This window comes from Fusobacterium perfoetens ATCC 29250 (genome assembly GCF_000622245.1).
Lineage (GTDB): Bacteria > Fusobacteriota > Fusobacteriia > Fusobacteriales > Fusobacteriaceae > Fusobacterium_B > Fusobacterium_B perfoetens.
In genome coordinates, this window is record NZ_KK211416.1 from 194,510 (window position 1) to 219,835 (window position 25,326).

General features: G+C 25.7%; 22 protein-coding genes and 2 riboswitches. Of the genes, 13 read left to right on the forward strand and 9 right to left on the reverse strand.

Annotated elements, in window-relative coordinates; all coding sequences use genetic code 11:
- Window positions 1-188: 188 nt before the first annotated feature.
- The gene (locus T364_RS0107790) at window positions 189-2,639 is read left to right on the forward strand and encodes a glycogen/starch/alpha-glucan phosphorylase (RefSeq protein ID WP_027129077.1); all 2,451 of its coding nucleotides are present in this window, start codon (window positions 189-191) and stop codon (window positions 2,637-2,639) included.
- Between the two features lie 126 nt (window positions 2,640-2,765).
- On the opposite strand, the gene T364_RS0107795 is transcribed toward T364_RS0107790, so the two are convergent.
- Window positions 2,766-4,079: an MATE family efflux transporter gene (locus T364_RS0107795; protein ID WP_027129078.1), complete on the reverse strand. Its 1,314-nt coding sequence runs from the start codon at window positions 4,077-4,079 to the stop codon at window positions 2,766-2,768.
- Between the two features lie 169 nt (window positions 4,080-4,248).
- On the opposite strand from T364_RS0107795, the gene T364_RS0107800 reads away from it, so the two are divergent.
- Window positions 4,249-4,575, forward strand: a complete 327-nt coding sequence (locus T364_RS0107800) for a hypothetical protein (protein WP_027129079.1) — start codon at window positions 4,249-4,251, stop codon at window positions 4,573-4,575.
- 73 nt (window positions 4,576-4,648) lie between these two features.
- Window positions 4,649-5,140, forward strand: a complete 492-nt coding sequence (locus tag T364_RS0107805; RefSeq protein WP_027129080.1) for a hypothetical protein — start codon at window positions 4,649-4,651, stop codon at window positions 5,138-5,140.
- An 80-nt stretch (window positions 5,141-5,220) separates the two neighbouring features.
- On the opposite strand, the gene T364_RS0107810 is transcribed toward T364_RS0107805, so the two are convergent.
- A complete protein-coding gene (locus T364_RS0107810) occupies window positions 5,221-5,721 on the reverse strand; it encodes a DUF2628 domain-containing protein (RefSeq protein ID WP_027129081.1) in 501 nt (166 codons plus the stop codon).
- A 193-nt stretch (window positions 5,722-5,914) separates the two neighbouring features.
- Between T364_RS0107810 and htpG the strand changes: the two genes are divergently transcribed.
- The 5 genes from htpG to nrdG all read left to right on the forward strand — a co-directional run bounded on the left by htpG (window position 5,915) and on the right by nrdG (window position 13,951).
- Window positions 5,915-7,747 carry a molecular chaperone HtpG gene (gene htpG, locus T364_RS0107815; protein WP_027129082.1) on the forward strand — a complete coding sequence of 611 codons (1,833 nt, stop codon included), beginning with the start codon at window positions 5,915-5,917 and terminating at the stop codon, window positions 7,745-7,747.
- Window positions 7,748-8,146: 399 nt separating this feature from the next.
- Window positions 8,147-10,342 carry an anaerobic ribonucleoside-triphosphate reductase gene (gene nrdD / locus T364_RS0107820; protein ID WP_035945572.1) on the forward strand — a complete coding sequence of 732 codons (2,196 nt, stop codon included), beginning with the start codon at window positions 8,147-8,149 and terminating at the stop codon, window positions 10,340-10,342.
- A 78-nt stretch (window positions 10,343-10,420) separates the two neighbouring features.
- Window positions 10,421-10,594, forward strand: a riboswitch (Lysine riboswitch).
- Window positions 10,595-10,692: 98 nt separating this feature from the next.
- On the forward strand, window positions 10,693-11,997 hold the full coding sequence (gene lysA, locus T364_RS0107825) for a diaminopimelate decarboxylase (protein ID WP_027129084.1): 1,305 nt from the start codon (window positions 10,693-10,695) through the stop codon (window positions 11,995-11,997).
- A gap of 127 nt (window positions 11,998-12,124) precedes the next feature.
- Window positions 12,125-13,468 (forward strand): amidohydrolase family protein, encoded by a 1,344-nt coding sequence (locus tag T364_RS0107830; protein WP_027129085.1) that lies wholly within the window; start codon window positions 12,125-12,127, stop codon window positions 13,466-13,468.
- Window positions 13,469-13,477: 9 nt separating this feature from the next.
- Window positions 13,478-13,951 carry an anaerobic ribonucleoside-triphosphate reductase activating protein gene (nrdG, locus tag T364_RS0107835; RefSeq protein WP_027129086.1) on the forward strand — a complete coding sequence of 158 codons (474 nt, stop codon included), beginning with the start codon at window positions 13,478-13,480 and terminating at the stop codon, window positions 13,949-13,951.
- Between the two features lie 200 nt (window positions 13,952-14,151).
- Here the strand turns inward: nrdG and T364_RS0107840 are convergent, their stop codons facing one another.
- The 7 genes from T364_RS0107840 to dinB all read right to left on the reverse strand — a co-directional run bounded on the left by T364_RS0107840 (window position 14,152) and on the right by dinB (window position 19,969).
- Window positions 14,152-15,366 carry a bifunctional 3,4-dihydroxy-2-butanone-4-phosphate synthase/GTP cyclohydrolase II gene (locus T364_RS0107840; RefSeq protein WP_027129087.1) on the reverse strand — a complete coding sequence of 405 codons (1,215 nt, stop codon included), beginning with the start codon at window positions 15,364-15,366 and terminating at the stop codon, window positions 14,152-14,154.
- Between the two features lie 18 nt (window positions 15,367-15,384).
- Window positions 15,385-16,035, reverse strand: coding sequence for a riboflavin synthase (gene ribE, locus T364_RS0107845; RefSeq protein ID WP_027129088.1), 651 nt, complete (start codon window positions 16,033-16,035; stop codon window positions 15,385-15,387).
- Between the two features lies 1 nt (window position 16,036).
- Window positions 16,037-17,155 (reverse strand): bifunctional diaminohydroxyphosphoribosylaminopyrimidine deaminase/5-amino-6-(5-phosphoribosylamino)uracil reductase RibD, encoded by a 1,119-nt coding sequence (gene ribD, locus T364_RS0107850; protein ID WP_245596693.1) that lies wholly within the window; start codon window positions 17,153-17,155, stop codon window positions 16,037-16,039.
- Window positions 17,156-17,157: 2 nt separating this feature from the next.
- On the reverse strand, window positions 17,158-17,619 hold the full coding sequence (gene ribH, locus T364_RS0107855) for a 6,7-dimethyl-8-ribityllumazine synthase (RefSeq protein WP_027129090.1): 462 nt from the start codon (window positions 17,617-17,619) through the stop codon (window positions 17,158-17,160).
- Between the two features lie 141 nt (window positions 17,620-17,760).
- Window positions 17,761-17,874, reverse strand: a riboswitch (FMN riboswitch).
- 69 nt (window positions 17,875-17,943) lie between these two features.
- Window positions 17,944-18,426: a precorrin-2 dehydrogenase/sirohydrochlorin ferrochelatase family protein gene (locus T364_RS0107860; RefSeq protein ID WP_027129091.1), complete on the reverse strand. Its 483-nt coding sequence runs from the start codon at window positions 18,424-18,426 to the stop codon at window positions 17,944-17,946.
- A gap of 248 nt (window positions 18,427-18,674) precedes the next feature.
- The gene (locus T364_RS0107865) at window positions 18,675-18,857 is read right to left on the reverse strand and encodes a hypothetical protein (RefSeq protein WP_027129092.1); all 183 of its coding nucleotides are present in this window, start codon (window positions 18,855-18,857) and stop codon (window positions 18,675-18,677) included.
- A 62-nt stretch (window positions 18,858-18,919) separates the two neighbouring features.
- A complete protein-coding gene (gene dinB, locus T364_RS0107870; RefSeq protein ID WP_027129093.1) occupies window positions 18,920-19,969 on the reverse strand; it encodes a DNA polymerase IV in 1,050 nt (349 codons plus the stop codon).
- A 353-nt stretch (window positions 19,970-20,322) separates the two neighbouring features.
- On the opposite strand from dinB, the gene T364_RS0107875 reads away from it, so the two are divergent.
- The 5 genes from T364_RS0107875 to T364_RS0107895 all read left to right on the forward strand — a co-directional run bounded on the left by T364_RS0107875 (window position 20,323) and on the right by T364_RS0107895 (window position 25,310).
- Window positions 20,323-20,796, forward strand: a complete 474-nt coding sequence (locus T364_RS0107875; RefSeq protein WP_027129094.1) for a DUF3592 domain-containing protein — start codon at window positions 20,323-20,325, stop codon at window positions 20,794-20,796.
- A gap of 26 nt (window positions 20,797-20,822) precedes the next feature.
- Window positions 20,823-21,044: a LemA family protein gene (locus T364_RS0107880; protein ID WP_027129095.1), complete on the forward strand. Its 222-nt coding sequence runs from the start codon at window positions 20,823-20,825 to the stop codon at window positions 21,042-21,044.
- Window positions 21,044-22,489: a toxin-antitoxin system YwqK family antitoxin gene (locus T364_RS10975; protein ID WP_051532695.1), complete on the forward strand. Its 1,446-nt coding sequence runs from the start codon at window positions 21,044-21,046 to the stop codon at window positions 22,487-22,489. The genes T364_RS0107880 and T364_RS10975 overlap by 1 nt, the downstream gene beginning before the upstream one ends.
- Before the next feature lie 22 nt (window positions 22,490-22,511).
- A complete protein-coding gene (locus tag T364_RS0107890; protein ID WP_035945574.1) occupies window positions 22,512-23,195 on the forward strand; it encodes a hypothetical protein in 684 nt (227 codons plus the stop codon).
- A 333-nt stretch (window positions 23,196-23,528) separates the two neighbouring features.
- Window positions 23,529-25,310 (forward strand): adenine deaminase, encoded by a 1,782-nt coding sequence (locus T364_RS0107895; protein WP_027129097.1) that lies wholly within the window; start codon window positions 23,529-23,531, stop codon window positions 25,308-25,310.
- Window positions 25,311-25,326: the final 16 nt, after the last annotated feature.

A 25,326-nucleotide genomic window follows, 5' to 3' on the forward strand; every position in this document is an offset into this window, starting at 1 on the left:
CAATTTTAGTAAAAATTGGTATTTAAAAAATTTTTTATTGAAATTTTCTTGACAAATGTATATAATTTACATAGGCAGGAAAATTGAAATTAATAACTAAATAAAAGAAAGCCCCTGTCAAAGGATGGGGGTTTTTTTATGAAAAAATATTGTAAGCAACATTAAATTAACATAAATAGGAGGATAGGATGATACTTAACAAAACAAAAGAAGATATCAAAAGAGATTATCTTAAAAGACTTACTTTTACCTTTGCAGAAGATATAGAAACAGCTTCGTTAAGACATAAGTATTATGCGTTAGGTAAACTAATTAAAGACTATTTAACAGAAAAATGGGCTGAAACAAACAAAGTTTATAGAGAAAATAAAGTTAAACAAACTTACTATTTCTCAATGGAGTTTTTAATAGGAAGATTATTAGAAACTAACTTAATTAATTTAGGAATAAGAGATGTTTGTGAAGAAGCATTAAAAGAACTTGGAATTGATTTTAATGAAATAGTTTCCTTTGAAGAAGATGCTGGATTAGGAAATGGAGGATTAGGAAGATTAGCAGCTTGTTTTATAGATTCAATGGCTTCTCTATCTTTACCAGCTCATGGAAATGGAATTCGTTTTAAACATGGATTATTTAAGCAAAAAATTGAAAATGGTTATCAAGTTGAACAACTAGATGAATGGTTAAAGAAAGATTTTGTTTGGGAAATTAAAAGAGCAGATAAAGGTGTAGATGTATATTTTGGTGGAAATGTATACTTAAAAGAAGAAGATGGAAGAATGGTTCCTGTTTATGAAAATCCAGAAATTATTCGTGCTACTCCTTATGATGTGCCAGTTCCAGGATATCAAACAGCAAATGTAAATACTTTAAGATTATGGAACGCTGAATTACCAGATAAACCAATAAATCTATCAACTTTACAAAGAGGAGAATATTTGAGATATTTAGAGCAAAGATATTCAGCTGAAGAAATATCTCAAGTATTGTATCCAGATGATAGAAGTGTAGAGGGAAAAAGATTAAGACTTAAACAAGAATATTTCTTTACAAGTGCTGGAATTCAAAGTATTCTAAGAACTTTCTTAAAATTAGGTGAACCAATAACAGAGTTACATAATTATGTAGCAATTCACATTAATGATACTCATCCAGCTGTAGCAGTAGCTGAACTTATGAGAATATTAATAGATGACCATAGATTAGATTGGGATACGGCTTGGAGAATTACAGTAAAAACTTTAGCCTATACAAATCATACAATAATGGCAGAAGCTTTAGAAAAATGGGATGTAAATGTATTTAAAAAATTACTTCCAAGAATTTATATGATAATAGAAGAAATCAATAGAAGATTCTGTAATGAAGTAGCTAATAGATTCTACAATGACTGGAGTAAAGTAAATGCTATGTCAATTATTCAAAATAATAATATAAAAATGGCAAATCTTGCTATAGTAGGTTCTCACTCTATAAACGGAGTTGCTTGGCTACATACAGAAATTTTAAAGAATAGAGAATTAAAAGATTTCTATGAAATGTATCCAGAAAGATTTAATAATAAAACAAATGGAATTACTCATAGAAGATGGCTTGTAAAAGCTAACCGTCCATTAACAGATTTATTTATTGAACTATATGGTGGTTCAGAAGCATGGATAAAAGATACAAGTTCTATGAAAAAATTATTAGAATATAAAGATGATAAAAAAATATTACAAAGACTTGCTGATATAAAGGCAAATAAAAAATTAGAACTTGCTAAATTTGTAGAAAAAGAATATGGAATTAAAATAAATCCAAAATCTATATTTGACGTTCAAGTAAAAAGATTACATGCTTATAAAAGACAACTTCTAAATTTATTCCATATTATGTATTTATATAATGAACTAAAAGAGAATCCTAATCTAGATATAGTTCCAAGAACATTCTTCTTTGGAGCGAAAGCAGCGCCTGGATATTCTTTAGCTAAACAAATTATAAAACTTATAAATACTGTTGCTAATAAAATTAATAATGACCCAGAAATTAAAGATAAGATAAAAGTTGTATTCTTAGAAAATTATGGAGTAAGTTTAGCAGAAAAAGTAATACCAGCTGGAGACGTTAGTGAACAAATTTCAACAGCATCTAAAGAGGCTTCAGGAACAGGAAATATGAAATTTATGATGAATGGAGCTATAACTATAGCTACACTTGATGGAGCTAATGTTGAAATAGACCAAGCAGTAGGAAGAGATAATATAGTTGTATTTGGATTAACTTCTCAAGAAGTAATGCATTATAATGCTCATGGTGGTTATAACATGAGAGATATATTTGACCATGACCCTAGATTACAAAAGATAGTTCATCAAATAGCTGATGGGTATTATGGAGTACCAGCATCAGAATTTTCAATGATAGCTGATGATTTATTTAATAAAAATGATGAATTCTTTGTATTTAAAGATTTTGATGCTTATGTAAAAGCTCAAGAAAAAATAGATAAATTATATAGAGACCAAGAAAAATGGCAAAAGATGAGTTTAATAAATATAGCTCATTCAGGAATTTTCTCTTCTGATAATACAATAAGAAAATATGCAGATGAAATTTGGAATATAAAACCTTGCATAGTTGAAAAAGAAGATTAAAAAAAGCCCCTTATCATTTGATAAGGGACTTTTTTTATAATTGAAAAATTTAAAAAATTAAAATAATTTTTTAAAGAAATTTTTTAAATTTTAACAAAATAGTAGTCATTTATTATTTTGCTTATTTTATGATGCAATAATTCTTTTGTAAAAAAATATACTAGCAACAAAAGTCATAATATCGGCAGCAGGAAATGAAAGCCAAATTCCTGTTTCACCGAAAATTCTAGGAAGAATAATAATAGCAATAGTAATAAATATAATACTTCTTAAAATTGATAGAATATTAGAAATTTTTTTATCACCTTTAGCTTGTAAATAAGATATATTTATAAAATTTGCAGCTAAAAACATAATACCTACAGAATATAATATAAGACCATTACTAGCTACTTCAATTAATTCTTTATCATCATTAAATAGTTTAACAATAGAACTTCCATATTTTATCATTATAAATAATAATAAACATGCAGTAACAAAAGAATACAAATGAGCAATTTTAAATATTTTTTTAACTCTATCATGAAGTTTTATTCCATAATTAAAACTTGCTATTGGTTGTAAAGCTTGACCAAATCCAGAGAATACCATTCTAAAAATATAACAAATATAGGCAACTATAGAAAAAGCAGCAACTCCTAATCCACCAAGATATTCCATGAAAGTTTTATTAAGTAAAGTATTTGTAACAGCAGCAGCAAATTCAATAGTAAATGATGGAAAACCTATATAAACTATATTAATTAAGAAAACTAATTTTATTTTTTCAAATTTGTATTTAATAGTTGTTTTAGAATGAATAAAATACCAAATTAAAATTAAAAATGAAAGAAATTGACCTATTCCAGTAGCTAGGGCACCACCAAATAATCCCCAACCCAATTTTATAATAAATACCCAGTCTAAAACAATATTTGTGATAGCTCCGACTATCATAGAAATAAAAGCATAAAGAGGAGCTTTATCGTTTCTAACAACAGCATTAAGGCTATTTGATAACATTAAAAATATCATAGCTACAACACAAGTATAGAGATATTCTTTAACCATAGGTAATAATCTTTCGTTAGAACCCATAAGTAACATTAATTTATCATTAAAAATAAAAGTAATAGCCACTAAAATTAAATAGGAAATAATATTTAATGTTACTAAATGAGAAAAACAGGTATTTCTAAATTTAATATTTTTAGGATGCAAAGACATAAGAGTAGCTCCACCCATTCCAAAAAGAAAACTTAAAGCCACACCTAAGTTAATAATAGGATATGCTAAAGTAATGGCAGCTAAACCATCTGCTCCTACTCCTCTTCCTATAAATATTCCATCAACAATAGCATAGAGAGCAGATATAACCATTCCTGTAACAGAAGGGACAGAAAAATTAACAAATAATTTTGACACAGAATCTTCACTAAGATTAATTTTTGAAAACATAATTCTCCTTATAAAATAATAAATTATTAATGTCCGTAAAGAGAAGTATATCATGTTTTTCTTTAAATATCAATGGAAAAATGAAAAATTATCAAAGAAAAATATTGACAAAATTTAAATTTAAAATTACAATAATATACTAGAAAAAGATAAAAAAAGGAAGTGATTTATGAAAAAAATAATAATTTCATTGGGAATAATTTTATGTTTAATAGGATGTAGTAATACTAATACAAACAATGAAAAACAACGAGAAATATCTAAGAATAAAACTGTAGCTGAAAAAACTGGTTTTATATTAAATGTTCTTATAGCTTCTGGATTATATAATACTTATGGAATAGATTATGGAGAGGGGATAGTAAAAACAAAATCAACTACAGATACAAAACTTAATTCTAATACTCAAATAAATAAGAATGGAGATATTATAACTCATACTGAAACAACTTCTATTACCAAATCTAAAAGTAAAGGATTAGAAGTGGGGTTATAAAAAATATTTTTAGAAAAATCTATTAAAAATAAGTCTAAAATATATAAAATATTATTTCTTAAGGAGGCAGGATATGAAAAAGATAATATTTGGATTATTTTTAATAACTATAATATCTTTTGGAGCAAATAATGAATTTACTGATACAGTTTCTAGTATAGTTTCAACAGCAGTAGAAGGAAGTAAAGAAGTTGCAACAGGAATTAAACAAGGAATAGATCAAGGAATTGAAAAGGGTAAAAAAATGATTGTCACAATAGATAATCCAAAAACTTTTAAAGAATATGTGGATATAGAAATAACAGCTATAAAAAATACTAAAAATTCTACTGTAGTAACAATTAATTATAAAAATAAAAGTAATAAAATTTTGCGAGTAATAAATTTAGATAAATCAGAAAACCTTTTTGCTATTGATAAAAATAGGAATAAAGTATTTTCAAGTAAGAGAATTAGTGATGTAAATTTATTAAAAAATAGTGAAATAGAAGTAGATTATACATTTGATAGCACTAATTTGAAAAAAATTAATATATATAATAAACAATTAAATATAAGATTATAAAATATAAAGAGCTGTTACATTTTATTATAATTAATAATTTAATAAATGTAACAGCTTAAATTTTATTAGATCTTTTACTGTTAATAGTAATTAATTATAGAAGCCATAGTTCCAAAATATAATATTAAAGAAAGTAATAAAGAAGATAGTAAGGTTATTTGAAAAATAATTCCTAAATTTCTTGCTGTTTTGTTAACTCCGCCTAAATCTCTAGCCATTTCAATTCTTAAATTAGGATTACTCTCAACTTCTTGGATTTGCTTTACAACTCTTTTATATCTTTTAAAAACCAACATTGGAGCTATTCCAGCTAAAATTATTGAAAGAATAACTCCGGTGAATCCATAATAGATATTTGTGAAAAATTGAAGAATCCAAAAAATAATTCCTGCTATATAACATTTTCTATAAAGTAGATAAATAGGAGTGGAGAAAAAAGCATACCAAGACCAATTCCAAGCTATTTTTTCTATGCCATTAACATCATATTTATCAAAAGCTTTCTCATACCATTGAAATTTTTCAGGTGTTCCTATATAAGCTTCTAATATATCTAAATTTCTATATAATTTTTCATCCATAAATCTCTCCTTCAAATGTAAAATTTTTCCTTAAAATGATTATATATTAAATTTGACTATAAAAAAATAAAATTTTTCTAAAAATAAAAAAAATTATGAAAAGCCTTGACAAATAATATTAAATGTGATATTTTTAATATTAGAGAATTAGCAACCTATATAAACGAGTGCTAATATTATTAGGAGGCATAAAATGAGAAAACAAACAGAAAATTTTCAAGCAGAGACAAAAGAATTACTAAATCTTATGATACATTCTATATATACAAATAAAGAAATCTTTTTAAGAGAATTAATATCAAATGCTAGTGATGCTATAGATAAATTAAAATTTAAATCTTTAACAGATACAGAACTTTTAAAAGATTCTAAAGATTTTAAAATAGAGATAAAGGTTGATAAAGATAAAAATCAATTAATAATAGAAGACACAGGAATAGGAATGACTTTTAATGAAGTTAATGAAAATATAGGAACAATAGCAAAATCTGGCTCAAAAGCATTTATAGAAAAATTTAAAGAAGCAAAAGAAAATGAACAATTAGATATAATTGGACAATTTGGAGTTGGATTTTATTCAGCTTTTATGGTATCTAGTGATATAACTTTATATACAAAATCTCCTTATAGTGATGTAACTATTAAGTGGTCTTCTAAAGGAGATGGAACTTATGAAATAGAAGAAATAGAAAACTTAGAAGATTTAAAAAGAGGAACTAGAATTGTTTTAACTATTAATGAAGAATCAAAAGAATTTTTAGAAGATTATAAAATAAGAACAGTAGTTAGAAAACATTCAAATTCTATAAAATATCCAATTTATTTTGGTGAAGAGAAGTTAAATGATGAAACACCTCTATGGAAAAAAGATAAAAAAGATATTACAGAAGAACAATATAATGAATTCTATAAAAATACTTTCTATGACCATGAAGACCCTTTATTACATTTTCATTTAAAAGTTCAAGGGTCATTAGAATACACAGCACTTATTTATATTCCAAAAAGAACACCTATGGATTTCTATACAAGAGATTATAAAAGAGGATTACAATTATACACAAAAAATGTATTTATAATGGAAAATGCTGAAAGCTTAATTCCTGAATATTTTAGTTTTATGAAAGGAATAGTTGATACAGATAACCTTTCTTTAAATATTTCAAGAGAGATATTACAACAAGATAATGAACTTATAAAAATTTCTAAAAATATAGAGAAAAAAATAGAAACTGAATTGAAAAAATTGATAAAAGATGATAGAGAAAAATATATAACTTTATGGGAAACATTTGGTCGTACAATAAAATTTGGTGTACAAGATATGTTTGGAATAAATAAAGAAAAATTACAAGATTTACTAATTTTTAAATCATCTTTTGAAGATAAATATACTACATTGAAAGAATATGTTGAAAGAATGAAAGAAGAACAAAAAGAAATCTATTATGTAACAGGAGAAAATGAAGAATTCTTAAAAGTTTTACCAAAAGTAAAAGTGTTTAAGGATAAAGGATTTGAAGTATTATATCTAACAGATAGAATAGATGAATTTACTTTAAAAACTCTTATGAAATATAATGAAAAAATATTTAAATCTATAAATGATTCAGATTTATCTAATTTAGAAGATGAAAAAGAAAAAGAAACAAGAGAAAATTTAGAAAAAGAAAATAAAACTTTATTAGAAAAAATTAAAAACTTATTAGGAGAAAAAATAGAAGAGGTAAGACTTAATAATAATTTAGGAAGTGGAGCTGTTGGTCTTGCGTCTAAAGGAGAGATTTCTCTTGAAATGGAAAAAACATTATCAGAAATTCCTGGAAATGAAAATATTAAAGCTCAAAAAATATTAGAATTTAATCCAACACATCCTTTATTTGAAAAAATTAAAAATATTAGTGATGAAGATGAATTAAAAGATTTATTGTATGTATTATATAATCAATCACTATTAATAGAGGGATTACAAATAGAAAATCCAGTAGAATTTGCTGAAAAATTAAATAAAATAATATCTAAATAAAATTTTTTGGAGCTGTTGTATAGTTTATAACAGTTCCTTTTTTATTTTAAAAAAATATATTTATCTAAAAGTTTCATAATTTTTAGTTATAAAATATTTTTTGTTGTGTTATTTTTGAAAAAATTACCACTATATATAGTTATTAAAAAAAATATATAAAAATATTTAAAATTGCTTAACATTAAAGAGAAAAGTCGTCAAATATATTTTTTGATTAGATTTCTATATAAAAAAAGAATGATTATTAAATCCATTGAAAATAAAGGAATAATTGTTAAAAAATCACAATATCTAGTGAAAAAACATTGATAAAAAACACAATATATGCTATTATATTAGAGCGGAAAAATAAAAAATCTTATTATATAAATTGAATAGAAATATGATATGGGGGTTAATATGAAAGTTATTAAACGTAATGGCGATGTAGTAGCATTTAATAAAGATAAAATATTTATAGTTTTACAAAAAGTTCACAAAGAGATGCCTTTCAAAAATGAAGCTGTTCTTGTAGAAATGTTAGACCATATATTAAATAAAATAAAATTAATGAAGAAAGAAAAAATAGATATTGAAGAAATACAAGATATTGTATTTAAAACTTTATGTGATTTTGGATATTTTTGTCAAGCTCAAAAATTTGAAAGATATAGAACAAAAAGAAGTGAAGCTAGGTTAAAAGAAACTGATAGTTTATTCCAAAGAATAGAAGGAATATTAGAAAATGGAGATAGAGAAAATTCAAATAAAAATTCTACATTGCCATCAGTTGCTAGAGACCTAATATCAGGAGAATATTTTAGATTTAATGTAGAAAAATCTATTGGTAAAGAGTTATATGAAGCTCACAGAAAAAAAACTATTCATTGGCATGATTCAGATGTAGAAAAGGAATTAACAAACTGTTGTTTAATTAATGTTGAGGATATGTTAGACCATGGAACTAGAATAACAAATACTGATGTAGAAACTCCTAAATCAGTTGGAACTGCTATGAATATCGCAATGCAAATAATGGCTAGTGTTAGTTCGCAACAATATGGAGGAAATTCTATACCTAACTTTAATGAAGTTTTTGCAAAATATGCAAAGAAAAATTTTGTTAAAAACTTTAATGATTATTTTGAGTTTTTATATGAAAAAGAGTATGATGATACATTAGAACTAGATTCAGCTAATGAAGAATTGAAAACAAAATATCCTAAAGTATTTGAAAAAGTTATCAAAAAGACAGCAAAAGAAATTTATGATGCTTGTCAATTATTTGAGTATCAAACAAATAGTATTTTAGGGTCAGCTTCTCAAACTCCATTTTCTACAATAACTTTTAATATTCCTACTTCTTGGGAATCTGAGCAAATAATACTAGCTTACTTAAAAGTTAGACAAACAGGATTAGGAGCTCTAAAAATACCAGCAATTTTCCCTAAACTATCTTATATAGTTGTAGATGGATACAATTTAAAAGAGGGAGACCCATATTATTATATAACTAAAGAAGTTTCTAAATGTATAGCACATACATATTATCCAGATTTATTATTCTATTCTAAAGAAGACTATGATGCAGGAAAATATTATGCAAGAATGGGTTGTCGTTCAAGAGTAAACCATGAATTTCAAGAAAATGGAAAATATCAACAATATGGAAGATTTAATTTTGGTGTTATAACATTAAATTTACCTCAAATAGCTTTAGAATCTTTAAGACATAAGGGAACAGATGTAGTAGAAACATTTATGAAACTATTAGAAGAAAAGAAATCACTTATGAAATTAGGTATTTTAAAAAGATATGAAAATGTTAGAAAATTAAAGGCTAAACAAGCACCTATTTTATTTCAATATGGAGCTATTGCTAGATTAGAACCAAATGAAACAGTAGAAAAATTATTAAAATCAGATAGAGCATCTGTATCATATGGTTTCTTAGGAATAGATGATTGTGTAAGAATACTTACAGATGATAAGCAAAATATATCAAAACCAGCTGGAAGAGAGTTAGGGCTTAGAATAATGAAAGAAATAAGAAAACAAGCTGATGAAATAAAAGAAGAAACAGGATTACCTGTATCAGTTTATGGAACACCAGCAGAGGCTAGTATAGCAACATTCTTTAATATAGATAAGAAAAATTATAGTGATGTAATGCCTGAATGGTTACTAAAAAGAGAATATTATACAAATTCTTTCCATTTTTCATCAGAATTACCAATAGATGCATTTGACAAAATAGATGTAGAAGCTCCATTTATTAAATATTGTAATGGTGGAAATATTATGTATGTTGAAAATGGAGGAAAAACTTATAATTCTGATGCAATATTAGAACTTATGAGATATGCTCATGATAAAGGAATAGAATACTTTGCAGTAAATACAGTATCAGATGTATGTTTTGAATGTGGATATACAGGAGAAATATCTTATGATGAACATACAACAAAATATAAATGTCCACAATGTGGTAATGAAGAGGGAATGAAAATGAAAATTCAAAGAAGATGTTGTGGATATATTTCAAATTATAATATAACTCATGCTTTAGAAGGAAGAATGAAAGAAATAAAAAATAGAGCTATTCATGTAAAATAATAAAAAAAATATATATCAGATATATATAATTTATATTATACAAATTAATAAATTTTAGATATACTTTTATTTAAAAGAATTTAAGATAGAGGAGCAAATGATAAGAGTAAAATTATTTTAGTCTGACAAACGGAGAATAATTTGAAAGGAGATTTTGCCGAAATAGAAGTGAAGGTCAAAACATTTTTATTGGTAAATTAGATAATATCTATTTTACTGTCATTGAGTTTTCAATGGAGGGCTATCAAGTAAGTTATCTAAAATATAATTATTATTTTTATATAGGTTACTAAAGACAGTCTAAAATTGAGGAGACTGTCTTTTTTTATAAAAATTTTGGAGGAAGTTTTATGAGATATTTTGGAACAATGAAAAATAATAATGGAATTCTTGAAATAGGAGGAGTATCAGTAGAAAAACTTGCAAAAGAATATAAGACTCCGTTATATATTATGGACCAAGAATTAATAGAAAGTAATATAAAAAAATATATAGAAAATTTTAAGTCAAATAAATTTGAAACTGAAGTAGTTTATGCTTCAAAAGCATTTTTATCTAAAGCTATGTGCCAAATAATTGATAAATATGGATTAAGTATAGATGCAGTTTCTGGAGGAGAATTGTATTCTATAAAAGTTTCAAAATTTCCTATGAATAGAGTACATATGCATGGAAATAATAAAAGTATAGAAGAACTTGAAATGTGTCTTGATTGGAATATAGGAATAGTAATATTGGATAATATAAGTGAAATAGATAAACTTGGAACACTTGCAGAAGAAAAGAATAAAAAAATAAAGGTTATGTTAAGAATAAATATAGGAATTGATGCTCATACTCATGAATATATAAGAACATCAAAACATAGTTCTAAGTTTGGAGAATCTATATTTGATGAAAATATTTACAGTATAATAGAAAAAATTATTTCTTATAAAAATTTAGAATTTTTAGGATTTCATTGTCATATAGGTTCACAAATCTTTGACACTAAAGCATTTCATGAAGGAATAGAAACAATGATAATGTTTACTAAGAAAATTTCAGAAAGATTTAATATAGAAATTCCTGAAATGAATTTAGGTGGGGGATTTGGAGTTTATTATGTAGATGGAGATGTAGAAGTAGATATTGAAAAATTTATGAAATCTATGATAGAACATATTGAAAAAACTTTAGAAAAAGAAAAGATGACTTTAAAAAAAGTTTCAATTGAACCTGGAAGAAGCATTGTAGGTAATGCAGGTGGAACTTTATATACAGTTGGTGGAATAAAAAATACATATGGAGGAGTTAAATATGTATTCATTGACGGAGGAATGACTGATAATATAAGGCCAGCTTTATATCAAGCAAAATATGAGGCTGTAATAGCTAATAGACTTAATGAAAAAGCTGATGATATAGTTACTATTGCTGGAAAATGTTGTGAGTCTGGAGACTTAATAGGAAAAGATATGAAACTTGCTAAAGCTCAAGAGGGAGATTATATATTTGTATCTACAACAGGAGCTTATGGATATTCAATGTCTAGTAATTACAATAAAGCTACAAGACCAGCAGTTGTATTTGTTAAAGATGGAAAATCTTATCTTTCAATAAAAAGAGAATCTTTTGAAGATTTAGTAGCTAATGATGTATTTATAGAATTATAATATCTAAAAAACAATATGCGGAAATTATTAAAATATGATATAATTATTTTATAACACAACTTAGATATACAAACAAATAAAGAAGGGAGGAAAGTTACAATATAAAAAATGTAACTTAAATTAGGATATGAGAACAGTAATAAATCACGGATTAGTTATAGACCCAAAAAATAGTTTATATGAGCCATTAAATATTGCAATAGAAAATGGAAAAATTGTAGAAATATCTCATCAGATATTAACTGGAGATCATGAAATAGATGCAGTAGGTATGTGTGTTTGTCCTGGATTTATAGATATTGATATGCATGAAGTTTTAACTGATGGAACAACACCAGATAGAGAAATATTTAAAAGAATGTTATCTATGGGAGTTACTACAGGAATAGGGGGAAATTCTGGAATAGGAGTTTCTAATCCAAAGGAATTTTTAGATGGAGTAGATGAAGGACATCCTATTAACTTTGGAATGTTATTACCACATGGAATATTAAGAGAAAAAATAGGTGTTGATAGATATGTAAGTCTTGAAAATGACCAAGTAGAAAAAATGTATGAAATAGGGAAGAAAATTATGAGAGAATCAGGGCTATTAGGAATTAGTTTTGGTCTTAGATATGTTCCTGGAATAGATTTTAATGAGATGACAACTCTTGGGAAGCTTGGACAACATAAAATCATTGCAGCACATTTAAGAGAAGATGCTAAAAATATATTTAATGCAATAGATGAATTTTTAGATTTAGGAAATTATGTAAAAGCTAATTATTTAGTATCACATATTGGAAGTATGGCTGGTTTTGGTCAAATGGATAAAGCTTTAGAAATGTTAGATAAAAAAAGAGAAGAAGGAATAAATGTATATTGTGATTGTTATCCTTATACAGCTTTTAGTGCTAAAATAGGTTCTATCACATTTGATGAAGGATTTTTAGAAAGATATAATATTACTTATGATAAATTAGAGGTTATGGAAGGAAAATATAGAGGAAAAAGATGTACCGAAGAATTCTTTAATACTTTAAGAGAAGAAGCACCAGATACAATGATAATAGCTTATACAATTAATGAAAAAGATATGGAAAAGGCTCTATCATATCCTTATACAGTTATAGGTAGTGATGGAATACTTAATGCAAAAAATATAGGTCATCCTAGGGCAACAGGAACTTTCCCTAGAGTTTTAGGAAAATATTCAAGAGATGCTAAAGTTCTTGATTTATATGAAGCAGTAGAGAAAATGACATCAAAACCTGCAGAAATTTTAGGAATCAATAAAGGAAATTTATCTATAGGTTCTGATGCAGATATTACAATTTTCTCTTTAGAAGATATTCGTGATTATGCAACTTTTGAAAATACAGAATTATTATCAGATGGAATAGTATATGTATTAATTAATGGAGAAGTTGCTTTAGAAAATGGAAAAATAATGAATTCTAATTTAGGAAAATCTATAAGAAAGTTCTAGTGAGGAAAAATGAAAATAATATCAATAGTAGAAAATGACCCAATAAATAGTATGACAGGTTTCACTTTAACATTTTATTTTGCAGGGTGTGACCATTATTGTAAAGGGTGTTTTTCGCAAAATACTTGGGATTATGAAAGTGGTCAAGAATATGAGATAGAAGACATAAAAGAACTTATTCTTAATTCTCGTTGGAAAAATGTAACTTTTTTAGGTGGGGATCCATTTTATTTTAAAAATAGAGAAGAAGTCATAGAGCTTATCTATTTCATTAAAAAAAATACGAGTAAAAATATTTATTTATGGACAGGATATACTATAGAAGAAATTCAAGAATGGATTGACCCAAGTATCATTGATTATCTTATAGAAGGAAGATTTGAAATTGATAGAAAAGATTTAAGGCTAAAACTTCGTGGAAGCTCTAACCAGAGAGTATTTCATAAGGGAATTGAGATGAAAGATATAGATAAAATAAATTAAAAAAAGGCTCGAGAAAATTTTCTCGAGCTTTTATTAATAGTTAATAAATTTTTATAAAAAGTTTTATATGGATTTTTAAATTTAATTGAATATTTTTACAGAATCTTAATAATTTATTTTTTAACATAATTTATCAATAAAAAAATCTTTTACGAAAAAATATTCATAAAAGATTTTTTTGGGATAGATAGAATTTGTTTTTATTTATTTTCTTTGCAACAATCAAAATGAAGTTTATGTCCCATTTTTTCAAACTTAGTTCTTAAGTATTTTTCATTAACATTATTAGGAGCAATCTCTATTTCGGCTCTTTTTTCAACTTTAACTCCATAACTTTCAAGTCCAGAAATTTTAGCAGGATTATTTGTCATAAGAGTTACAGATTTTACGCCTAGAGCTTTTAACATTTGAGCTGCTACTGCATAATCTCTTTCATCTTCACCAAATCCAAGAGCAAGGTTAGCTTCAACAGTATCATAACCATTGTCTTGTAATTTATAAGCTTTTATTTTATTAATAAGCCCAATCCCTCTTCCCTCTTGTCTAAGATATAAAATAATTCCTTCACCTTTAGCATCAATCTCTTTCATAGCTCTTTTTAATTGAGAACCACAATCACATCTATAAGAACCTAAAATATCTCCTGTGAAACATTCAGAGTGGATTCTTACTAATACATTTTCTTTTCCAGAAACCTCACCTTTAACTAATGCAATATGTTCTTTACCATCTAGTTGATTATCAAATCCAACTAATTCGAAAGTTCCAGAATCAGTAGGAAGTTTTGCTGAACACTCTACTTTTACTAATTCATCATGAACTTTTCTATAATGAATTAAATCTTCGATAGAAATTATTTTTAAATTATGGACTTTAGCAAATTCTAATAAATCATCTAATCTAGACATCATTCCATCTTCTTTCATAATTTCACAACAAAGTCCAACTTCTTTTAGTCCAGCAAGTCTCATTAAATCAACAGTAGCTTCTGTATGTCCATCTCTTTCAAGTACCCCTTTTGGAAGAGCTCTTAATGGAAACATATGTCCAGGTCTTCTAAAATCACTTGGTTTTGAATTTTCATCAACAACTTTCATAGCTGTAACAGAACGTTCATAAGCAGAAATTCCTGTTGTAGTATCTATATGGTCTATAGATACAGTAAAAGCTGTACAGTGATTATCAGTATTATTAGTTACCATTTGAGGTAAATCTAATTTTTTTACATAATAATCAGACATAGGCATACAAATAAGCCCTTTTGCATGAGTAGCCATAAAGTTTACATTTTCCAATGTAGCGAACTCAGCAGCACAAATAACATCTCCCTCATTTTCTCTATTTTCATCATCAACAACAATAATTGATTTTCCTGCTCTTAAATCTTGAAGAGCTTCTTCTATTGTATTAAACATTTGTTCCTCCTTAAAATTTTAGAAAAATCCATGTTTAGCTAAAAAATTCAAGTCTAATTTTGATTTTTCTTCTTTTTCTTCTTTAAAATTTAGAAGTCTTTCAATATGTTTTCCTATTAAATCAGTTTCGATATTTACATAATCTCCAACTTTCTTTTTTCCTAAAGTAATCATCTCTTGAGTATGTGGAATTAAAGAAACTGATAAAGTATTATCTTTATGCCCAACGATAGAAAGACTAGCACCATCTATACTTACTCTTCCTTTTTCTACAACATATTTCATAAATCTATTTTCTATTTCAAAAGTATAAATTTTTGCAATACCATCTTGTTCTATAGATGAGATTCTTCCCTCACAGTCTACATCTCCTGTAACCAAATGTCCTCCAAGTGGAGTAGAAAGAGTTATAGATTTTTCAAGATTTACCATATTTCCTGGTTTTAATCTTTTTAGATTAGTTCTTTTTATAGTTTCGTGCATACAATCAGCTATAAAATAATCTTTTCCTATTTCAATAGCAGTAAGACAAGTACCATTAGTAGCAATACTATCTCCTAATTTTGCTCCTTCTAATACTTTATTACATTTAATTTTTAATTGAACAGATTTATCTCCATTTGTTATAGATAAAACTTGTCCCATTTCTTCAATTAATCCAGTAAAAATATTAATCACCTACCTTAAGGCTATTATTTATATTTTTATGAAATTCAATAGATACATTATCATCTATAATATTATATTTTACATTTTCTAAATGAAAACAATCCTTTATTTCTCTAAAACTAAATCCATCTATAAAAGAAAGTCCACCACCTAAAATTTTAGGTGCAATAAATATCTCTCCACCATCTATTCTATCTTCTTTAAAAGCTCTAGAAATTAGATGAGAACCACCTTCTAATAAAACAGAATCTATTTTCATTTCTCCAAGTTTATCTAATACTTCATCTACAGAAAAATCATACCCATCTAATAAAATAAATTTTATTCCTCTATCTAAAAGTCTTTGATAACTTAAAACATTTTTATTATTACTTTTTGTATTTTCAATAGAGGTAACTATTATACTTTTTGAATCTTCATATTCTATAAAATGACAATCGTCTAAAGGTGTTCTTAAATGTGGGTCAATAACTATTCTATATGGATTTCTTCCATTTTCAATTCTAGAATTTAATCTAGGATTATCTTTTATAAGAGTATTAACTCCAACCATTATACCTGTATATTCATTTCTTAAATATTGTACTTTTTCTCTTGACTTTTCATTTGTAATCCATTTTGAATCTCCAAAAGATGTAGCAATTTTTCCATCTAAAGTTATGGCACATTTTAAGAAAAGATAAGGTTTACCTGTTTGAATATATTTGAAAAAAACTTTATTTATTTCTAATGCTTTTTCTTGTAAGACACCTACAACAACTTCTATTCCAGCTTCTTCAAGAATTTTTTTTCCTCTACCTGCTACTAGAGGGTTTGGGTCAAGAACAGCAATTACACATCTTTTTATTTTCATTTTTTTTATCTTATCAACACAAGGTGGAGTTTTACCATGATGAGAACAAGGCTCTAAAGTTACATATAAAGTAGCTCCATTAGCCTTTTCTCCAGCCTCATCTAAGGCATAAACTTCAGCGTGAGGACCACCATAATATTTATGATACCCCTTACCTACTATTTCTCCATCTTTTACAACTACTGCTCCTACTAATGGATTTGGATTAACTTGACCTTTTCCTTTTACAGCAAGTTCAAGAGCTAATTCCATATATTTAGTATCCATTATTACATCCCCTTTAATAAGTTACACATTTCTATAGCACCATTTGCTACATCAAATCCTTTATTTCCAGCCTTAGTTCCAGCTCTTTCAATAGCTTCTTCAATACTGTTAGTAGTAAGAATTCCAAACATAACAGGGATATTTGTTTTTAAAGATATAGTAGCACATCCTTTAGAAACTTCAGCACACACATAATCAAAATGAGGAGTAGCTCCTTTTATTACAGCTCCTAAAGCAAGGACAGCATCATATTTTCCTGATTCAGCCATTTTTTGAACTACTACAGGAATTTCAAAAGCTCCTGGAACCCAAGCAAGAGTAATATCATCATCATTAACTCCATGTCTTCTTAAAGCATCATTAGCTCCACTAACTAATTTTGAAGTGATAAACTCATTAAATCTTCCAGCAACTATTCCTATTTTTAATCCTTTTCCATCAAAATTTCCTTCTAAAACTCTCATTATTTCCTCCTGTTTTTTTGAAACTTACAGGGAAAAAGAAAAACCCGAAATCAACTTTCGGGCATTTATAACAAAGTATACAAATAAATAAAGAATATAATAAATATAAAATTTATTTAATGATTTATAAATTATGTACTTTGTAATCTTCTTCCATCCAGACTATACTGTCGGTCTTGGAATTTCACCAAGTCAGTGATAACACTCGCGGACTTTACCGCCGATCGGGAATTTCACCCTGCCCTGAAGTTTTACAATTTTAATTTAGTTTTATATCTAACTAAATTATATAGCACTTTAATTCCTTTGTCAAGCTAAATAAATTTAATTTTTATTTTCTAAAAATTTTTCAATTTTATTCTTTAATAGCAAGGATTTTTTAGGGTCACCATTGGCAGAAATTCCAATTTTATAATTTTGATTTTCAATTACACTACAAAATCTCACAGTCATATTATCACTAGAAGAAACATTGTTTATTAAAATATTTTTATCTTTACAATAATTTGTAATTTGTTCATTTAACTCTTTATCATCAGTAGCAGCTATAACCATAAAAGCATCTTTTGTAATAAACTCTTCAAAATTTTCTTCTTTTATCTCTTTCATAATTAATTGAATATTTTTTTTATCAAATAAAAAAGATGTTATAGATTTATCTTTTATTTGTTTTGTGTAGATTAGAATATGAGCTCCTAAAGAAAGAAGTGTTGTGATTTTTCGAGCAGCCACTTTTCCAGCTCCTATTACTAAAATATTTTTTCCTGTTAAATCAATGAAAAATGGGAAAAAATTATTTTTAGCCATTATTATATCAGCTCCTTTTAAATAAATGATATTTTTTATTTTATCATACAAAATATTAATTGTAAATAAAAATAAAATAACACTTTTTATTAGTCCGATAAAAATTACTATATATTAATTTTTGATTGATATAAAAAAATAAAAAATTAATTTATAATTTTTTGTATATAAAAAGATTGTTATAAATTATTTTTTATTAATAATTTTACAACAATCTTTCCAAATATTTTTAAAAGAATTTTTCAATTTTAAACAAAAACATTTACCTCTTTACCATTTATTAATGTTATAACAAACCAATTAAGATTAGGATACATAGGAGCACTTCCATTATCTTGAACATTATCAACTAAATCACAATTTTTAAGTTCTTCTAATTGTTCTTCTGTAATTGGTTTAGCATTAAATTCTTCTAATTCTTCTAAAGTCATAATTTTCCTCCATAAATAAATATTTATATAGATATTTTATCACTTTAAATTTATATTACAAGTTAAATTTTAAAAGAAAGCTGTCTTGAAGAAAATTCTATAAGATTTTTAAAAGAAACTCCCAAAAGCCTTATATCAGTTTTTTCTTCTAAAGAACTGAATAAATCATTAACAATAATTTTTAATTGCTCTTTATCATTAGTTATTAAAGAAAGAGTTTTAGATTTGCTAATTACTCTCATATTACTATATTTCACTTTTATAGTAACAGTTTTTGTCAAAAAATTTTTTTCTTTTAATCTTTCATAAGATATTTCAAATACTTCATCTATTTTCATATTAAATTCTTCTTCTGTATTCAAGGGATAAGAATAGGTATTTTCAGTTCCAACAGAATGAGTCGGCCTATCAAATTCCACTTCACTATAATCTATCCCTCTACTAGAAAGATACAATAATTCTCCTCTTGATTTTCCATATTTTGTTGTTAGTTCTTTTAAAGATAGATGAAAAATATCTTTTACATAAAAATATCCATCTTTGTTTAAAATTTTTTCAAATTTTTCTCCTATTCCTTGTAATCTCCTAATTTTTTTATCTTTTATATACTCTATAAATTCTGATTGAGAATTAAAAATAAATTGTCCATTTGGTTTATTGATATCACTGGCTGTTTTAGCCGAAAGTTTATTATAACCAATTCCAATAGAACAAGTTAGTTTTGTATGTTTAAAAATTCTTTCTCTAAATAATTTTGCAAATTTTTCTTTGGAAGTATATTTATCTATAATTTCAGTTACATCTATATAGCCTTCATCAAGAGCTATGAATTCTATTTTATGTGTGAGTTTTAATACTAAATTATGAATTTTTTCAGATTCTTTTATATATTTTTCTTTATCAGGAGGAACTACTATTAGATGAGAACAAAGTTTTTTTGCTTCAAATAAACTCATTGCTGAATGAATACCAAATTTTCTAGCTTCATAACTAGCTGTTGTAACTACTCCCCCAGCAACAACTAAAGGTTTTCCACGATATTTTTTATTATCTCTAATTTCTATAGAAGCATAAAAACAATCCATATCATAGTGGAGAATAACCCTATCCAATTTAACCACCTTTCATAAAAATAAAATTATAGATAAAAATATATACATATATAGATATTATAATATACCTATATAAAAAAGTCAAAATTAAAAATTATTAAATAAAATTAAATATTTAAAAGATATTTTATTATCGAAAAACTTAATATAATTATTATAAATAAAACAAAAAATAATATTTAGTAAAAAATATGGTATAATATTAATAGAATGTTATATTTATTTTCTTTTATTATTACTTACTTAATAAAAATGAGGTGATGCTTATGAGAAATTATTTTTTAGAAATTAAAAGATAATTTTGTCATGAGCATTTTTTTTATTAAAATTTTTAAGAAAAGAGAGGGATATTTATGTTAAAGATAGTCGGAATAATACTTATAATTGTAGGAACTTTTAACCTTTTTCAATATAAAAAAGCTACAGAGAGAAATTTTTATGTAAATGGAACTCTTATTGATTATAGTTATTCTCCATCTGTAAATAGATATTTTCCTGTATTTAGATATACAGTGGATGGAGTAATTTATGAGGAAGAATATAGAGGAGTTTACAAAAGTGAAGAAAAAATAGAAAAATTAAAAAATATAAATATTGATGAAATGCCAAAAGCAACTAAAAAAATTATAAAAAAATTAAAAGATGTTAATTATATAGAATATGAAATTGGAAAAGAATATAAATTATTAGTGAATAAAAATAACCCTAAAGAATATTGGATAGCAGAAGATGGGACTAATAAAGGAAGAGAATATATTTGGATAGGGATAGGAATTATGTTTTTAATGGCATCTTTTATTTTAAAACTTATTAAATTAAAATTTTAGAAAGATAGAAAAAAGGTTAATATATTTTGATAAAGATATATCAATTATATACAATAGATAATTTAAGAATAATAATAGAAATACAAAAGACGGATTTATATGATACAGTAACAAAATATAATGAAAATATTAAAATGTTTCCAGGAAATATAATAGCTAACTTTTTTAATTTTAGTGAAGAAAAGTTTTTTAAAGCTGATGAAAAAGCAAGTAATAATATAAATATTGATTTTTATGGAGGTAAATAATGAAAGTAAAAATAGTTTTAAGTGTGATAACTATATTAGGAATAGCAGTTGGAACATATATTTATCAAAATAAATATTCTTTTTATAGATATTTACCTGCTGAAGATGAGTCTAAACTTCAAAGTATCAATTTTAAATGGTGTGATGAAGATGGTAAAGCATTTAGTGGAAGAATTAAAAATGGAAGTGATTCTTACTTAAATATCTACTCTTACAAAGATGGAGAATTGGATGGATTAAATGTAATATATTATAAAAATAAAATAAAAGAGATAGGTCATTGGAAAGAAGGAAAACAAAATGGACTTTTTCAAATGTATACAGAAGATGGAATCTTAGTTGATAATGCTAATTTTAAAAATGGAGAAAGAGATGGTCTTACAGAACAATATTATAGTGCTACAGGAAAATTAAGGATAGCAGCAAACTTTAAAAATGGAGTACTTGATGGAAAATATAAGGCTTATTATCCTAGTGGAGCTTTACAAGGAGAAGTATTTTATACAAATGGAGAGATGAATGGAGAAATTAAAGAGTATTATGAAAATGGAAATTTAAGGCTTGTTGGGAATTATAAAAAAAGTTTAGAAAATGGAGAGTGGAAATTTTATTTGGAAAAAGGTAATTTACAATCAATAGTAAATTATAAAGATGGAGAAATGAATGGATTAAAAGAAGATTATTATGATAATGGAAAAGTTTGGACAAGAAGTGAATTTAAAAATAATATTCAAGAAGGAATTTATGAAGTTTATTATAAAGATGGAACTCCTCAATTAAAAGCTAAAATAAAAGGAGGGAAAATTATAGAGGAACAAAGATTTAATAGAGATGGAACAATTTATGATGAAAATGATGATAAGGTATTTGTAAGTGAAACTGTTGTTGGTGCTTTTGAGGAAAGTAATATCACAGAGAATGAGGAAGAAATAACTATAAAGGAAGTTGATGATAAGGGAAATATAATATCAGAATCTCAAAATAATAAAAAAGAAACAGAAAAATTAGAAGAGGGAAATGATGAGATAGAACTTTTAGGGGAAACAATAGGAAATGCTTTTAATTCTATGGTTGAAACTTTAATAATTTCTAATCTTGTCTATATAGACCTTATGAGTTTTGAAAAAATAGAAATATCTGAAGAAAAATTAAAAATAAATGATAAGGATGAAATTCCTTATAAAAGAAATTATAAAAATGGAGTATATGGAGTTAATATTCCTATTGAAAATAATAATTATTTGTGGGTTCAGTTAAAAGAAAATAAAAGTGGGGAACATAAATTATTTTTTGAAGAATATAAAAAATTTAGAGAAAATAATGAAAAGGAAATTAGAAAGTATCTTGAAGAATTAGTTTATCCTATAATAGATGATTTTTATAAAGTGGAAGGAAAGGAGGCTAAATTTTTTGATATAACTATTTCTATAAAAAATTACTCTTAAAATAATTTTGGAGGGGATATTGATGAAAAAAATATTAATATTTGTAGGCTATTTATTACTAATTATTTCTTTGAATTTATATGGGAAAGATATGGAGGTAGAAAATAAAATGGAAAAAGATATTGATTTTGGATTAACTATTAATAACAAATATTTTCCTGTTCCAATTACTTTAGAGAAACTTATTAAAGATGGTTGGAAAATAAGTGATGAAACACCATATTTTTTAAATCCATTAGTTGGGGAAGATTATTATGAAGTAAGAAAAGATTGGTCATTATCAGAAGATAAAAAAAGCATTATTAAAGGAGGAAAAATTATTAGACTTCTAGAAAAAGATGGAATATTTTTAGAAGTAACTATAACAAATCAGAATATTTCTGAAAATGATGAGCAATATCAAAAAATTGAAGAAGGGGTAGTTAATTCTATTTTAGTTTTTTACAATAAAATGATTAATAGTATAAAATTGAATAATAGAGAATTAAGAGATTTAACACCAGATATTTTAATAAAAGATTATTCTTTAAATGATGGTTGGCAACATATTCCAACAAATTATAGAAATCACCCAGAATTTGGAATTTCAACAGAATATACTATAGATAATAATAAAAGAAGTGTTAGTATATATTTTGATTTAGAAAATAAACCATTTAAAGTAGAAATATTAAATGAAACACCTCTAAAAAATATAGAAAACTAAATAATTAAAAAATAAGAAAATATAGGTAGAAAATTTTCTACCTAATTTTTTATTTAATAATTTTATATATTAGAGGTGAAAAATAACATAGAATAAAACTTATTAAAAAGTCTATAATAACTTTTAATTTAAAATTCATTTTTTATTTATAAAAAAATTTAAAAAACATATTGACTAATAAAAAACAATATGATAAAATGCTCACATAATTTTAAACAACTAAATAAAAATTCCATTTGAAACACTAGACGCAGGACGGGAAACCTGATTTGCACATGCCGTATGGTGTTTTTTTATTTTTAATATTACTTTTTAAATAAAAATGGAGGAAAAATGAAACAAGTAACAGTAGAAAGTTTAAAAGAATTAGTAAGAGCTGGTAGAGGATTAATCCCAGCAACAATGGTAATTAAAAATGGAACTCTTGTAAATGTTATGTCAAGTGAGATTTATAAAGCTGATGTGGCTGTTTACAAAGATACAATAGTTGCCATAGGAAATGTAGAAGATTATATTGGAAAAGATACCGAAATAGTAGATGCTACAGGAAAATATATAACTCCTGGACTTATTGATGGACATATCCATAGTGAGTGTAGTAAATTAAGTATCACAAGTTATGCTAAAGCAGTAGTACCTTGTGGAACTACTAGTATGATATCTGGATTAGATGAATATATTTCTGTTGCAGGATTAGAAGGATTAAAAGAAATTTTTGACGAAATTGAAAAAAGTCCATTAAAAGTATTTTGGGGAGCTCCACATCAAACTCCATATACAATTCCTCAATCAACAATAGCATGTAATTTCACAAAAGAAACTCATGAAAAAGTTCAAAAATGGAGTCAATGTTTTGGTGTTTGGGAAACAGTTAGAGAATTTATTCAAGAGGAAGATGAAAATACTTTAGGAGCTATTGTAGAAGCAAATAAAAATCGTTTACCAGTATTTGGTTGTGCACCAATGGCTAGAGGAAAAGAATTAAACGGTTACTTGTGTGGTGGAGTTCGTTTAGACCATGAAAGTTATGACCATGAAGAAGTAGTAGAAAAAATGAGAAATGGAATGCATATGCTTATAAGAGAATCTTCTGTTACTCATTTCTTAAAAGAAAATATGAGAGCTGTAACAGAAGTTAACCCAGCTTTTGCTAGAAGAGTAAGTTTCTGTACTGATGACGTTACAGCAAGTGATGTATTAGAAAAAGGACATTTAGATAATGTTGTAAGACTTACAATAGAACAAGGAATCGACCCTATGACAGCTATTCAAATGGCTACTATAAATAGTGCTGAAGCTTATAGAATAGACCACTTAATAGGGTCTGTAACTCCTGGAAAAATTGCTGATATATTATTAGTAGATAATTTAGAAAACTTTAAAGTAGATACAGTTATTACTAATGGAAAAATCGTAGCTAAAAATAAAAAACTTACATATGAATTAAAAGCACCAAAAAGAAGTTCAGTATTAACAAGTAAATTAAAATGTGACAAGGTAACAGGAGAAGACTTTAAATTTAAAGTTGCTCAAAAAGATGGAAAAGTTAAAGTTTTATCTATGAATGTTATTGGACCTTTTGTAAGAAAAAGAAGAGATGCTATTCTTAATGTAGAAAATCATTTTGTTCAACCAGATGTTGAAAATGATGTTTTAATGGTATCAGTTATAGAGAGATTTGGAAGAAATGGAAATAAATCTTTAGGATTCTGTTCTGGATGGAAATTGAAAAAAGGAGCTATGGCTTCTTCAGCAGCTCCAGATGATAATAATATAGTTGTATTAGGAGCAAATCCAGAGGACATGGCTGTGGCTGTAAATCATTTAATTGAAAATGGTGGAGGACAAGTTGTAGTATGTGATGGAAAAGTTATAGAATTTTTACCATTACCTGTTGGTGGAATTTGTAGTGATGATGAACCAGAAGAAATAGCAAGAATTGAAAAACTTTTATCTAAAGCAGCTAATGAATTAGGATGTGATTTACCAGAACCTTTAATGTATATGTTCTTCTTACCAATTACAGCAATTCCTGATTATGCAATTACAGATGTTGGACCTGTAGATTGTATAGCTTTAAAAACATTTAACCCTATACTAGAAGAAAATTTATAATAATTTATAATATTTT